The 14,414-nt window shown below is 50.2% G+C and carries 15 protein-coding genes; 13 read left to right on the top strand and 2 right to left on the bottom strand.

The annotated features are described in order from the left end of the window. The first annotated feature begins 188 nt into the window (after positions 1-188). The gene (locus tag FDW94_RS15930) at positions 189-1,538 is read left to right on the top strand and encodes a sensor domain-containing diguanylate cyclase (protein ID WP_137377873.1); all 1,350 of its coding nucleotides are present in this window, start codon (positions 189-191) and stop codon (positions 1,536-1,538) included. Positions 1,539-1,582: 44 nt separating this feature from the next. On the opposite strand, the gene FDW94_RS15925 is transcribed toward FDW94_RS15930, so the two are convergent. Next, entirely contained in the window at positions 1,583-1,999 is a 417-nt protein-coding gene (locus FDW94_RS15925; RefSeq protein ID WP_249358561.1) for a DNA breaking-rejoining protein, read from the bottom strand. 442 nt (positions 2,000-2,441) lie between these two features. Here FDW94_RS15925 and add point away from each other — a divergent pair, with 442 nt between their 5' ends. Further along, a complete protein-coding gene (add, locus tag FDW94_RS15920) occupies positions 2,442-3,443 on the top strand; it encodes an adenosine deaminase (RefSeq protein ID WP_003029130.1) in 1,002 nt (333 codons plus the stop codon). Between the two features lie 104 nt (positions 3,444-3,547). Here add and FDW94_RS15915 read toward each other — a convergent pair whose 3' ends face one another. Then, on the bottom strand, positions 3,548-4,588 hold the full coding sequence (locus tag FDW94_RS15915) for an oxidoreductase (RefSeq protein ID WP_071446495.1): 1,041 nt from the start codon (positions 4,586-4,588) through the stop codon (positions 3,548-3,550). A gap of 241 nt (positions 4,589-4,829) precedes the next feature. Here FDW94_RS15915 and blr point away from each other — a divergent pair, with 241 nt between their 5' ends. From blr to dtpA, 11 genes are all read left to right on the top strand, one after another. Continuing rightward, positions 4,830-4,955: a division septum protein Blr gene (gene blr, locus FDW94_RS15910; protein ID WP_003029134.1), complete on the top strand. Its 126-nt coding sequence runs from the start codon at positions 4,830-4,832 to the stop codon at positions 4,953-4,955. Positions 4,956-5,246: 291 nt separating this feature from the next. Further along, entirely contained in the window at positions 5,247-5,462 is a 216-nt protein-coding gene (gene ydgT, locus FDW94_RS15905; protein ID WP_008784684.1) for a transcription modulator YdgT, read from the top strand. 91 nt (positions 5,463-5,553) lie between these two features. After that, the gene (locus FDW94_RS15900) at positions 5,554-5,994 is read left to right on the top strand and encodes a DUF2569 domain-containing protein (protein WP_020996422.1); all 441 of its coding nucleotides are present in this window, start codon (positions 5,554-5,556) and stop codon (positions 5,992-5,994) included. 75 nt (positions 5,995-6,069) lie between these two features. Further along, on the top strand, positions 6,070-6,651 hold the full coding sequence (rsxA, locus tag FDW94_RS15895) for an electron transport complex subunit RsxA (RefSeq protein ID WP_003029144.1): 582 nt from the start codon (positions 6,070-6,072) through the stop codon (positions 6,649-6,651). Further along, complete coding sequence (gene rsxB / locus FDW94_RS15890) at positions 6,651-7,229, top strand: electron transport complex subunit RsxB (RefSeq protein ID WP_137377872.1); 579 nt, start codon at positions 6,651-6,653, stop codon at positions 7,227-7,229. The genes rsxA and rsxB overlap by 1 nt, the downstream gene beginning before the upstream one ends. Beyond that, the gene (gene rsxC, locus FDW94_RS15885; RefSeq protein WP_137377871.1) at positions 7,222-9,339 is read left to right on the top strand and encodes an electron transport complex subunit RsxC; all 2,118 of its coding nucleotides are present in this window, start codon (positions 7,222-7,224) and stop codon (positions 9,337-9,339) included. The genes rsxB and rsxC overlap by 8 nt, the downstream gene beginning before the upstream one ends. Next, positions 9,340-10,392 (top strand): electron transport complex subunit RsxD, encoded by a 1,053-nt coding sequence (rsxD, locus tag FDW94_RS15880; RefSeq protein ID WP_008784680.1) that lies wholly within the window; start codon positions 9,340-9,342, stop codon positions 10,390-10,392. 9 nt (positions 10,393-10,401) lie between these two features. Next, the gene (gene rsxG, locus FDW94_RS15875; RefSeq protein WP_071446499.1) at positions 10,402-11,022 is read left to right on the top strand and encodes an electron transport complex subunit RsxG; all 621 of its coding nucleotides are present in this window, start codon (positions 10,402-10,404) and stop codon (positions 11,020-11,022) included. 2 nt (positions 11,023-11,024) lie between these two features. After that, entirely contained in the window at positions 11,025-11,717 is a 693-nt protein-coding gene (locus tag FDW94_RS15870) for an electron transport complex subunit E (RefSeq protein ID WP_008784678.1), read from the top strand. After that, a complete protein-coding gene (gene nth / locus FDW94_RS15865) occupies positions 11,717-12,352 on the top strand; it encodes an endonuclease III (protein WP_003029161.1) in 636 nt (211 codons plus the stop codon). Before FDW94_RS15870 ends, nth begins: the two co-directional genes overlap by 1 nt. 613 nt (positions 12,353-12,965) lie before the next feature. Next, positions 12,966-14,414, top strand: a 1,449-nt coding sequence (dtpA, locus tag FDW94_RS15860; protein WP_137378027.1) for a dipeptide/tripeptide permease DtpA, incomplete at its 3' end; no start/stop codon positions are given.

Genomic DNA, 14,414 nt, shown 5'->3' with positions numbered 1-14,414 from the left:
CGCAATGAAGAACTCATTGCGCAACTCCTTATATAAAAAAACAAATCTGTTTTTTATCGTTTTTTTAATACTAATTCCTCCCTGACTTTTCCTGCCAGTCAAAATCAACAGCAATAAAAATCAAAAAGACAAAATACAAAGCTGAGAAGATAGCCGAAATATAGCGCTGTTTTATATACATAAAAATCATGAATACAACACAAATAAACATTCACAAAAAGAATTTAACTTTTTTTTTACTCCTGTCCCTAACGACATCCATTTTTCTTTGGTATATCCCTTTTAGTAATCAGCGTTATAGCCTCTCTTTTTACCCGGTTATTGCAACCTTTGCTGGTGTATTGCACATTCAGACGGGGTGCTTTATGACGATGAATTACATGAGTTATCGGCGCAAAAAATATCTTTTACCCCTGGCCTGCGCGTTTTATTTCTCGGGGATTTTCTTATTTCTTGCGCTCTATATTTATTTTTATAAAAACGGCCTTCCTGGTGTCATCTACAATGACATTGCTGTTTTATACTTTATGAGGAACATGTTAATTACGGGGTTGTTTTTTGCAACATACTATTTATATACTTTTAAAAATAAAAAAGAAAAGCATGGTAAAACAGTTATTTACGCCACTTATTTATGGTGCATGTTGCATCTGGTAATGGCTATCCTCTACTCCATCCGTATTACGCCAATAACGTTTCAGTTGGTTGACACAGAAACGTTTGAATGGCTTAGACCCTGGCGTGGTAGCTTTATTTATGTCCTCATTATCTTGTGGACCTGTATCGTTTTATTAGGGGCAAAATTAACCCGGCTAAAAACACAGTTTTGGGTAAGTATGTCACTGGTTGCCCTGAGCAATCTGTTAAGTGTCATCATTATGCTGAAGTACACACATATAGACTCCGCTGGATGGTATCTCGCCAGAGGCCTGGAGTGCCTTAGCGCAATGGCCGTGATGATCGTGCTCATGTCTGATATTTTCAAGCGCTACAAAGCCTCACGTCAGGCCTATGAATTATCCTATGAAAATTCAGTCCGCGACCCGATGACCAGACTTTTCAACCGTGGCTATTTTTATAACGCACTCAGCAATGAGATTAAAATGACAGCGCCCCATAAACCCCTGAGCATTGTCTTTTGCGACATTGATTTCTTTAAGTCGGTCAATGACACCTGGGGACATTTGCAGGGTGACAGAGTGATAATCAAACTGTCAGAAATTATGCAGCGACTGAGTCGGCGTAACGACATCGTGGCACGCATTGGCGGAGAAGAGTTTGCTATTCTGCTACCTGAAACTAACGCTGATGCAGCATTTAACATCGCAGAGCGAATCAGAAAACACGTAGAACAACAAACTCAGGCCACGACTAAAGGTGATTTTCCACGCATCATCACCATCAGCCTGGGTATCGTAACCTCGGTTGATAACCGTTCAGCCCCCGAACAACTTGCTGATTGCGCAGACCGCGCCCTGTATATGGCAAAAAACCGAGGCCGTAATTGCGTTGTGGCTTATTCTGGCGAAGAAGTTTAATAGCAAAGGAAAAGATCACCACCAGGGCGATCTTTTCCTCATGATCAGTTGGTAATTTTCATGTGCAGCTGGAATGCGTTGGTTTTCCTCTCATCCTTCGCCGCGCCTTTTTGATATATTCTGATGGTATACTTACCGCTGGCAGGCAGCGTATTTTTATAAGTGTCACCACTCATCATGCCATCAAAAATGAATTGTTCGCCCGGTGCAATAATACTCATGAAAGGATGAGGCCAGGCGCTTTTCAGAACTGCTTGCATGGTCTGCCCTTTTTTGGCGACAAACGTATAATCTTTTGTTTTATCACCCGTAATTGTCCCCTTGATATCTGCGCCACTGGTGCCTTTCTTAAACTGGATTACATGCGTTTCATCCGCTTTATACGCCGCATGCGCAGGCACAGTTGCCAGCAGCAAACTTCCACAGAACATTGTACTGACAATTAGCTTTACACTTTTCACTTTATTAATACCCTCAGTCGTTATTGTGTTTTTATAACATACCTTGCAGCACATTCATAAACTGGAAAGTGTCCATTTTTCGCTATTAGCAATGTTATTCAATAAATATCCGAATGAAATAACACTGACAGACAGTAATTAAATAAAAACGAGGTAAATAATCTTAAATTAAAATCATTTTATTACACACATGCTGCAGGAAATGCGTTATTGCTTACTTTACGCCCGTCTTACCACCGCAAGGCAAAAGCATCGTGATACGGTCTCAAGGATCAGGGAGTCGGAACACCACTCTGTTGGTACGCTAACAGCATGGTCAACAATTTGGCGATGCTTGCTTCCCCATAACCCCGAACTCTGCACTGCTTTTTTTAAAGTTTTTAGAGGAACATTTTTCTGTTGTATAATGGCCTGCACTTTACCTAAATACACGAGTGCGACCATGATTGATACTTCCCTCCCCCTGACCGACGTCCATCGCCACCTTGATGGTAACATCCGTGCACAAACGATCCTGGATCTGGGTCGTCAGTTCAACTTAACGCTTCCGGCACAAACGTTGGAAACGCTGATCCCTCATGTGCAAGTCACATCAACTGAGCCAGATTTAGTGAGCTTTTTATCCAAGCTCGACTGGGGCGTGAAGGTACTGGCCTCGCTGGATGCGTGTCGTCGCGTGGCATTTGAAAATATTGAGGATGCAGCACGTAACGGCCTGCACTATGTTGAACTGCGTTTTTCCCCAGGCTACATGGCGATGGCGCATCAGCTCCCGGTTGCAGGTGTGGTTGAAGCCGTCATCGCAGGCGTACGCGAGGGCTGCAAGACCTTTGGCGTCGAAGCACGCTTAATTGGCATTATGAGCCGTACTTTTGGCGAAGCCGCCTGCTTGCAGGAACTGGATGCGCTGTTAGCCCACCGAGACCATATTACGGCGCTGGATTTGGCCGGTGACGAACTGGGGTTCCCGGGCAGCCTGTTCCTGTCTCACTTCAACCAGGCACGCGATGCCGGCTGGCATATCACCGTGCATGCGGGCGAAGCCGCGGGACCAGAAAGCATCTGGCAGGCCATTAAAGAGCTAGGCGCTGAGCGTATTGGTCACGGCGTTAAAGCCGTTGAAGATCGTGCGTTGATGGATTACCTCGCCGAGCACCGTATCGGCATCGAATCCTGCCTGACATCAAACATTCAGACCAGCACCGTTGCCTCACTAGCGAACCATCCGCTGAAAACGTTCCTTGAGCATGGCGTTATCGCCAGTTTGAATACGGACGACCCGGCTGTTCAGGGTGTGGATATTATTCACGAGTACACCATTGCCGCACCAGCTGCAGGCCTAACGCGCGAACAGATCCGTCAGGCGCAAATCAACGGTCTGGAAATGGCATTCCTGAGTAACGAGGAAAAACGAGCCTTGCGCGAGAAAGTCGCCGCAGCGTAACAGGTAAAGTGCCGGATGGCGCTAACGCTTATCCGGCCTACGTTGGTTTTCATTGTAGGCCGGATACGATGCCAGGAAGGTATCGCCTTGCGCCATTTACCTAATCAAGCAAGGCACAGCGTCGAACGATGTTTCGCAGATTCTATACCCAGCTCAATCAGCTCCATAATTTGGATAGCCTGTCTCGCCGGTACCGGGTTTTCACCGTTGCCGTTTAGCGCATCCCGAATGCCAGCATAGTACGCCGGATAGTTGCCCGGTACGGTCAGCCAGGTTTCTTCAACCTGCTCTTCGCCTTCGACTCGCGTCAATACGCCATCGCGCATATCATAACCCCAGTCTTCCTGAGGCAGGCGTTCGCCATTTTTCAGGCGCTCTTCCTGCGGGTCAAGACCATACTTCACATAGCTGCCACGCGATCCGTGCACAATATAACGGGCCGATTCTGCGGCAGCAAGCATGGTGCCATGCAGGATCACACGACGCTGCGGATACGTCAGGATGGCATGGAAGTAATCCGTCGCCTGCGCGCCCGGACGCAACTGGGCCAGGTCTACCGTCAGGCTGACGGGCAAACCAAACAGATTAATCGCCTGATCCAAAAGATGCGGTGCTAAATCGTACCAGATACCGCTTCCCGGACCGCCCTGTTCACGCCAACGGTCACGAACCTGTGGGCGGAAACGATCGAAATGGGATTCGAAATACGCTACCTCACCTAAAACACCATCCGCCAGCAGAGCTTTCAGCGTCAGAAAATCACTGTCCCAGCGACGGTTATGGAATACAGACAACACACGCCCCAGGCTACGTGCCAGCGCATCCAACTCACGAGCCTGTGACAGTGTCACGGTAAAGGGCTTATCAACAACCACATGTTTGCCCGCTTCCAACGCTGCTTTCGCTAACGGAAAGTGCGTGTCGTTTGGCGTGGGGATCACAATCAGGTCGATATTTGGATCGTTAAAAAGATGCTTAGGCTCAGCAACAACCGCCACCGTCGGCCAGTCTGCTTTCACTTTTGCTTCATCACTACTGGACACTGCAGCCAGTTCCAGCCCCGGCGTGCCCACAATCAGTGGGGCATGGAAGGTTTTGCTGGCATAACCGTAGCCAATTAGACCAACGCGGATGTTGTCACTCATGTTATTGCCTCTCAATTCAGGACTGACCTATTTCACACCATACCTTGCAACGTCTCAATAGTTTAATAACCTTTGCGCTACAAAGGTTGTTTTTTAACTTAAGTCAAACATATGCCACTTATGCTTAACTTGCAGCGAAAAAGAGGTAGAAATCGTTCCCAATCATCTTGCTGTATTAATGAGAGATTAGTAACATTTGCAGCCTGTGTTTATGGATAAATCAAAGCAAATGTCATCAGTAATGAATCGTCTTATTGAATTAACAGGTTGGATTGTTCTCGCCGTCTCCGTGATCCTGCTGGGTGTTGCCAATCATATTGACAATTACCAGCCACCAGAGCCCGTTGCGGCAGTGCAGAAGAAATAAGCATCCGCAGCCTTTTATTGCCCGGCAATTAACATTGGTAGTTGCAGGGTCTGCCGGTAAAAGATCGCTTTCTGTCAAAAAAAGCGAATTATGCCGCGTCCCGCTCCGCTGCATATTGCCAGCTATCGCTAAGCGCGTTACCCTTGCTCAAGACGCGCATAGCGCCTGATTTTTCACAGGTATGAACACTCTTCTTACATTTACACGTAAATGCGCTTTTACCTGTGCTCGTTGTTTATTTTTATATTTTCTACTCCGTTGGTATTATTTTATTAATATGGATCTGCATTTATGACCGTTCAGGATTACTTATTAAAATTCCGCAAAATCAGTTCGCTCGAAAGTCTGGAAAAACTGTTCGACCATCTTAACTACACGCTCACCGATGATAACGACATTATCAATATGTACCGTGCCGCAGACCATCGCCGTGCGGAGCTTATCTCCGGAGGTCGTCTGTTTGATGTTGGTCAGGTACCTAAATCAGTCTGGCATTACGTGCAATAAAGAAGAAAGTAGCGCTCAACGTTAAAAGCTTTATAATAATTGCCCCAAAATGAATGGCATGATTGATTGCGCGCGTAAACCTGGAGAAGAGATGACTACGACACCGGCACAACGTATCGGAGGCTGGCTACTTGGGCCACTGGCCTGGCTGTTAGTCGCGTTGTTGAGCGCTTCGCTGGCGTTATTACTTTATGTCACTGCGCTGGCTACACCGCAAACCTTCAAAACGCTGGGTGAGCAAAGTACGGCCAATTTGCTGTTATGGGGTGTCTCCTTTATTACCGCGATCGCCATGTGGTATTACACACTGTGGCTGACGATTGCGTTTTTCAAACGCAGAGCCTGTGTACCTAAGCATTATATTCTGTGGCTGCTGATCTCCGTGTTGCTGGCGATTAAAGCGTTTGCGTTTTCACCCGTCCCAGACGCTTTTGCCGTGCGCCAACTGCTGTTCCCATTACTGGCTGCAGCGCTGTTGGTACCCTACTTCAAACGATCGCAGCGCGTTAAATCGACGTTTGTGAACCCGTAATAACCCTACAGTTAACCTGTTGTCGCCTGTTGAAGATTGTCAGATAATAGGCGGCTTTTTATTTCAGGCCGAAAAATGACTGATTACCTGCTGCTGTTTGTCGGAACTGTACTGGTCAATAACTTTGTACTGGTGAAGTTTCTGGGCCTTTGCCCGTTTATGGGCGTTTCCAAAAAACTGGAAACCGCAATGGGTATGGGCCTTGCCACGACGTTTGTCATGACACTGGCATCCATCTGCGCTTGGCTGATTGATACCTGGATCCTAATTCCGCTCAATCTCATCTATCTGCGCACGCTGGCTTTTATTCTGGTTATCGCCGTCGTCGTGCAGTTTACCGAAATGGTTGTGCGCAAAACCAGCCCTGCGCTGTACCGCCTGCTGGGGATCTTTCTACCGCTGATCACCACTAACTGCGCAGTGTTAGGTGTGGCGCTACTGAACATCAACCTCGGCCATAACTTTTTACAGTCGGCGCTATACGGTTTTTCCGCCGCCGTCGGCTTCTCGCTGGTGATGGTACTGTTCGCCGCGATCCGCGAACGCCTCGCCGTGGCGGACGTCCCAGCGCCGTTTCGCGGCAATGCGATTGCGCTGATTACCGCTGGTTTAATGTCATTGGCCTTTATGGGCTTTAGTGGTTTGGTGAAGTTGTAATGAATGCTATCTGGATTGCCGTTGCCGCAGTGAGTCTACTGGGTCTGGCGTTCGGCGCTATTTTGGGGTACGCCTCACGACGTTTTGCCGTTGAAGATGATCCGGTCGTGGAGAAAATTGATGAAATTCTCCCGCAAAGCCAGTGTGGCCAGTGCGGCTATCCGGGCTGTCATCCTTATGCTGAAGCGATCGGGTCTCAGGGTGAAAAAATTAACCGTTGCGCCCCCGGCGGCGAAGCGGTGATGTTAAAGATTGCCGCCCTGCTGAATGTCGAACCGCAGCCTATTGATGGCGATGAACAAGACGTTACGCCGGTGCGAATGCTGGCGGTCATTGATGAAAATAACTGTATTGGGTGCACTAAGTGTATTCAGGCCTGCCCGGTCGATGCCATCGTGGGCGCGACCCGCGCCATGCACACGGTAATGAGCGATCTCTGCACCGGGTGCAACCTGTGCGTTGACCCGTGCCCGACGCAATGTATTGAATTACGCCCGGTAGCCGAGACACCCGATAGCTGGAAATGGGATTTAAACACCATCCCTGTGCGCATCATTCCCGTGGAACAACATGTTTAAGTTATTCTCTGCATTCAGAAAAAATAAAATCTGGGACTTTGATGGCGGCATTCATCCACCAGAAATGAAAACCCAGTCAAACGGAACGCCGTTGCGACAGGTTCCGCTGGCGCCGCGTTTCGTTATTCCGCTGAAACAACATATTGGTGCGGAGGGTGAGCTGTGCGTAAACGTGGGTGACACCGTGCTGCGTGGTCAGGCCTTAACCCGCGGACGTGGCAAAATGCTTCCAGTCCATGCGCCAACATCAGGCACCGTTGTTGCCATTGCCCCGCACTCCACCGCGCATCCTTCAGCACTGGCTGAGTTGAGCGTCATCATAGACGCCGATGGCGAAGATCGCTGGATTGAGCGAGACGGCTGGACCGATTATCGCTCCCACAGCCGGGAAGAGCTGATTGCGCGTATTCATCAGTACGGCGTCGCCGGGCTAGGTGGCGCAGGTTTTCCCACCGGCGTTAAACTGCAGGGCGGCGGAGATAAAATTGAAACGCTGATCATTAACGCCGCCGAATGCGAGCCGTACATTACGGCAGATGACCGCCTGATGCAGGACTGTGCCGCTCAGGTCGTCGAAGGTATCCGCATCCTGGCGCACATTCTTCAGCCACGCGAGATCCTCCTGGGTATCGAAGATAACAAACCGCAGGCAATATCTATGCTGCGCGCGGTGCTGGCTGATTCACACGACATTAGCCTACGCGTGATCCCCACCAAGTACCCATCCGGCGGGGCCAAGCAGTTAACACAAATCCTGACCGGCAAGCAGGTTCCCCACGGCGGACGCTCCTCTGATATCGGCGTATTGATGCAAAACGTCGGAACCGCCTATGCAATTAAACGTGCAGTAATCGACGGAGAGCCGATCACCGAACGTGTCGTGACGCTAACCGGTGAAGCAGTCAGTCGTCCGGGCAACGTCTGGGCGCGTTTAGGTACGCCGGTTCGTCATCTGCTCAACGACGCGGGCTTCTGCCCTTCCGCCGACCAGATGGTGATTATGGGCGGGCCGCTGATGGGCTTTACGCTGCCGTGGCTGGATGTCCCGGTGGTGAAGATAACCAACTGTCTTCTGGCCCCCTCTGCCAGTGAAATGGGTGAAACGCCAGAAGAGAAAGGCTGCATTCGCTGTAGCGCATGCGCCGATGCCTGTCCGGCCGATCTCCTGCCACAACAGCTTTACTGGTTCAGTAAAGGGCAACAGCACGACAAAGCGACGGCCCACAATATCGCCGACTGTATTGAATGCGGTGCCTGCGCCTGGGTATGCCCAAGCAATATTCCACTGGTACAGTATTTCCGTCAGGAAAAAGCCGAGATTTACGCCATTAGTCAGGAAGAAAAGCGCGCCGCAGAAGCAAAAGCTCGGTTTGAAGCCCGACAGGCGCGCCTTGAACGTGAAAAAGCGGCACGTCTTGAACGCCATAAGAGCGCCGCTGCTCAGCCGGCGGCCAAAGATCATGATGCCATTGCCGCCGCGCTGGCTCGCGTAAAAGAAAAGCAGGCTCAGGCGCTGCAACCGGTGGTCATTCAGGCGGGTGAAAAACCTGACAATAGCGCCGTGATTGCCGCACGCGAGGCGCGTAAGGCGCAAGCTCGTGCTTCCCGTAAGGAAAATCCGCCGCAAAGTGAAGGCAGCAGCACGGGTACAGACCCGCGTAAAGCTGCTGTGGAAGCGGCAATTGCCCGCGCCAAAGCCCGCAAGCTTGAGCAAGAAGCGGTAACAGAAACGGCCGAGCCGGTTGACCCGCGTAAAGCCGCCGTCGAAGCAGCAATCGCTCGCGCCAAAGCCCGCAAGCTTGAGCAAGCAGCGGTAACAGAAACAGTCGAACCAGTTGATCCGCGCAAAGCTGCCGTGGAAGCGGCAATCGCCCGCGCCAAAGCTCGCAAGCTCGAGCAGCAGGCGGTAACAGAAACAACCGAACCGGTTGATCCACGTAAAGCCGCCGTGGAAGCGGCAATCGCCCGCGCCAAAGCCCGCAAGCTTGAACAAGAAGCGGTAACAGAAACAGCCGAGCCGGTTGATCCACGTAAAGCCGCCGTCGCGGCCGCCATCGCACGCGCTCAGGCAAAGAAAGCCGCACAGCAGCAGGTTGTAAACGAGGAATAAATGGTATTCAGAATAGCAAGCTCCCCTTATACCCATAACCAGCGCCAGACATCGCGTATCATGATGCTGGTGTTACTTGCTGCATTGCCGGGGATCGCCGCTCAGCTGTGGTTCTTCGGCTGGGGCACGTTGTTCCAGATCGTTCTCGCTGCCATCAGCGCTATTGCTGCCGAAGCGGGTGTGCTTAAACTGCGTAAACAACCCATTGTGGCAATTTTAAAAGACAACTCTGCGCTACTCACTGGGTTGCTTTTGGCCGTCAGTATTCCGCCCCTCGCGCCATGGTGGATGGTGGTATTAGGCACGGTATTTGCGGTTATCATTGCGAAACAGCTGTATGGCGGGCTCGGGCAGAACCCGTTTAACCCTGCCATGATTGGTTATGTCGTGCTGCTCATCTCATTTCCGGTACAGATGACCAGTTGGCTGCCGCCGCATGAAATTGCAGCCACGGTGCCTGGTTTCTTTGACGCCCTGAACGTTATCTTTAACGGGCATACCGCCAGCGGAGGGGATATGAATTCGCTGCGTATGGGTATCGATGGTATCAGTCAGGCAACACCTCTTGATACCTTTAAGACATCCCTGCATGCCGGACGTACCGTTGAGCAGGTGATGCAATACCCGATCTACAGCGGCATGCTGGCAGGCGCTGGTTGGCAGTGGGTGAACCTTGCCTGGCTGGTTGGTGGCATCGTGCTGTTATGGCAAAAAGCGATTCGCTGGCATATCCCGGTTAGCTTCCTGCTGTCGCTCGCCGTTTGCGCCACTTTAGGTTGGATTTTTTCGCCAGACTCACTGGCATCGCCTCAGTTGCATTTGCTTTCCGGCGCGACGATGTTAGGTGCGTTCTTTATTCTTACCGATCCCGTTACAGCATCAACAACCAACCGTGGTCGTCTGATTTTTGGCGCGCTTGCGGGCCTGTTAGTGTGGTTGATACGCAGTTTTGGTGGTTATCCTGATGGCGTGGCTTTTGCCGTGTTGCTGGCCAATATCACGGTTCCCCTGATTGATTATTACACCCGCCCTCGCGTGTACGGACATCGCTAAGGACTAGATATGCTGAAAACGATTCGTAAACACGGTATTACACTGGCGCTGTTTGCTGCGGGCTCAACGGGGTTAACCGCAGCAATCAATCAATTAACCAAGTCAACCATTGATGAACAGGCCGCGATACAGCAAAAAACGCTGTTCGATCAGGTTATACCTGGCGATCGCTACAATAATAACTTGTCTGAAAGTTGTTATCTGGTCAATGCGCCGGCGTTAGGCAAAGGTACGCACCGTGTATATATTGCCCGCCAGGACGATCGTCCTGTTGCTGCGATTCTTGAAGCTACGGCGCCAGATGGTTATTCCGGGGCGATTCAACTGCTGGTGGGTGTCGATTTCACGGGTACCGTGTTGGGTACGCGGGTTACCGAACACCATGAAACACCTGGGCTGGGCGATAAAATCGAACTGCGACTGTCCGACTGGATCACCCATTTTAGCGGTAAAACAATTTCTGCGGATAACACCTCTCACTGGGCAGTGAAAAAAGATGGCGGCGACTTTGACCAGTTTACTGGCGCAACCATTACACCACGTGCGGTGGTTAACGCGGTTAAACGTGCCGGCCTGTATGCGCAGACGCTGCCTGCGCAACTCCCTCAACTTAGCGCCTGTGGAGAATAACCATGAGCGAAATTAAAGACGTGATTGTCCAGGGGTTATGGAAAAATAACTCCGCGCTTGTGCAACTACTCGGGATGTGTCCGCTGTTGGCCGTCACTTCTACCGCAACTAACGCGCTGGGTCTTGGACTTGCGACTACGCTCGTCCTGACGCTGACCAACCTGACGATTTCAGCCCTTCGCCGCTGGACACCGCCAGAAATTCGTATTCCGATTTATGTCATGATTATCGCCTCCGTGGTGAGTGCGGTACAGATGTTGATCAATGCCTACGCCTTCGGCCTGTATCAGTCTCTGGGTATCTTCATCCCGCTGATTGTAACCAACTGCATTGTTGTTGGCCGTGCAGAAGCCTTCGCCGCCAAAAAGGGCCCTGCGTTATCCGCACTTGATGGTTTCTCCATCGGCATGGGCGCAACAGGTGCCATGTTTGTTCTGGGCTCGCTGCGTGAAATAATTGGTAACGGTACACTGTTTGATGGTGCAGATGGTTTATTGGGTAGCTGGGCCAAAGTCTTGCGCGTTGAGATCTTCCATACTGATACGCCGTTTCTGCTGGCCATGCTACCACCGGGCGCGTTTATTGGCCTGGGTCTGATGCTGGCAGTGAAGTATCTGATTGATGAGAAAATGAAGAAACGTCGTGCCGAGGCGGCTGTCGTGGACAGTCCCGCGGGTGAAACAGGGAATGCGTAATGAACAAAGCAAAACGTCTGGAAATACTGACGCGCCTGCGGGATAACAACCCGCATCCGACAACCGAGCTTAATTTTACATCGCCGTTTGAACTGTTGATTTCGGTCTTGCTCTCCGCACAAGCGACCGATGTCAGCGTCAATAAAGCGACGGCTAAGCTATACCCCGTCGCCAATACGCCTGCTGCGATGCTGGAACTCGGCGTTGAAGGTGTTAAGTCCTACATCAAGACAATCGGTTTGTTTAACAGCAAAGCGGAAAACGTAATTAAAACCTGCCGCATTCTGCTGGAACAACATAATGGTGAAGTGCCAGAAGACCGTGCGGCGTTAGAAGCTCTCCCCGGCGTTGGGCGAAAGACGGCTAATGTGGTGTTAAATACCGCCTTTGGTTGGCCCACTATCGCTGTAGATACCCACATTTTTCGTGTCTGTAATCGCACGCAATTCGCCCCGGGTAAAAACGTCGAGCAGGTTGAAGAGAAGCTGCTGAAAGTCGTACCCAGTGAATTTAAAGTCGATTGCCATCACTGGTTAATTCTTCATGGCCGCTACACCTGCATCGCCAGAAAGCCGCGCTGTGGTTCCTGTATTATTGAAGATCTCTGCGAATTCAAAGAGAAAGTCGATATCTAATGCTGCCGGGGCATCCTCCTCGCCCCTTACATACATAGCGATTAGTTATGCACTCCCCAGCGTTTATTTTCCCGACAATGATGCCATCCAATTGCTCATATCTAATGCAATATTCTTGTTAATTAACACCTGAGCAGGTTAATCGTTTTTTTAGCAAAAGAAATTTCTATCTATACGTGATCCAGATCATCCAGCCAACACAATGTTAATAAATTTTTATTTTTTAGTTAAGGTGACAATTAGATGACCCAGCCGCACAGTTTCTAAACAAAACATTACACTGCCTATTTTTCAGATAATGGCCTATATCACTGGATTCAACCTTAAATAGCAGAACATATCGCCACATTGCGGTTCTGGCGGTGATTAAACAGTGTAAAAATCTGCCATTTTAGAAATGAAGAAATTTAACGCTAGATAACATTTCACAGCCCCGACGATTTCACCAGTCATGATATATGTAACAGATTATTACAAACCACTTGTCTGAAGGGTCAAGATAGTGAACATTACTTGCCGTTTCCCCTCCCACTATAACAATCGGACGGATGAACTTGACTCATCACGTACCTGAACACCCCCGTTGATATGGGATGTAAAAAAAGAGGTAAAAGTGTCTACTGCAAACAATAAACCAACAGAAAGCGTAAGTTTAAACGCCTTCAAACAACCAAAAGCGTTCTATCTCATTTTCTCTATTGAGCTGTGGGAACGTTTTGGTTATTACGGCCTGCAAGGGATTATGGCCGTCTACCTGGTTAAACAGCTGGGTATGTCAGAAGCGGATTCCATCACCCTTTTCTCGTCCTTTAGCGCTCTGGTGTACGGTCTGGTTGCCATTGGCGGCTGGTTAGGTGATAAAGTTCTGGGAACAAAACGTGTCATTATGCTGGGTGCCGTTGTGCTGGCCATCGGTTATGCGCTGGTAGCATGGTCAGGCCACGATGCGGGTATCGTTTATATGGGCATGGCGGCCATCGCGGTCGGTAACGGCCTGTTTAAAGCAAACCCATCCTCCCTGCTCTCTACCTGCTATGCCAAAGATGACCCGCGTCTTGATGGTGCATTTACCATGTACTACATGTCCGTCAACATCGGTTCATTCTTCTCTATGCTGGCAACGCCATGGTTAGCTGCGCGTTACGGCTGGAGCACCGCGTTCGCTCTGAGCGTCGTGGGTATGCTGATTACCGTTGTTAACTTCGCATTCTGCCAGCGTTGGGTTAAACAGTACGGTTCTAAACCGGACTTTGAACCGATCAACTTCCGTAACCTGCTGCTGACCATTGCTGGCGTTGTAGTACTGATCGCGATTGCAACCTGGTTGCTGCACAACCAGCAGATCGCACGTATGGTTCTGGGCGTCATTGCGCTGGGTATCGTGTTCATCTTCGGTAAAGAAGCCTTCACCATGCACGGTGCTGCGCGTCGTAAAATGATCGTCGCCTTCATCCTGATGCTGGAAGCGATTATCTTCTTCGTGCTGTACAGCCAGATGCCGACTTCGCTGAACTTCTTTGCGATTCGTAACGTTGAGCACTCTATTCTTGGCATTGCTTTTGAACCTGAACAGTACCAGGCGCTGAACCCGTTCTGGATCATCATTGGTAGCCCAATCCTCGCTGCTATCTATAACAAGATGGGCGATACCCTGCCAATGCCGACCAAGTTTGCGATTGGTATGGTGCTGTGTTCCGGTGCGTTCCTGATCCTGCCACTGGGCGCGAAATTCGCTACCGATGCGGGCATCGTTTCCGTTAACTGGCTGATTATCTGCTACGGTCTGCAAAGTATCGGTGAGCTGATGATCTCCGGTCTGGGTCTGGCAATGGTGGCACAGTTAGTTCCACAACGCCTGATGGGCTTCATCATGGGTAGCTGGTTCCTGACCACTGCCGGTGCAAACATCATCGGTGGCTACGTCGCTAACATGATGGCTGTACCAGAGAACGTGACTGACCCGCTGATGTCCCTTGAAGTCTACGGTCGTGTGTTCCTGCAGATTGGTGTCGCAACGGCTGTTATCGCTGTTCTGATGCTGCTGACGGCTCCGAAACTGAAC

The sequence above is a fragment of the Citrobacter sp. wls757 genome, assembly GCF_005280935.1.
Lineage (GTDB): Bacteria > Pseudomonadota > Gammaproteobacteria > Enterobacterales > Enterobacteriaceae > Citrobacter > Citrobacter portucalensis.
The sequence above is the reverse complement of the archived record's forward strand: the minus strand, read 5'-3'. Positions and strand labels throughout refer to the sequence as shown.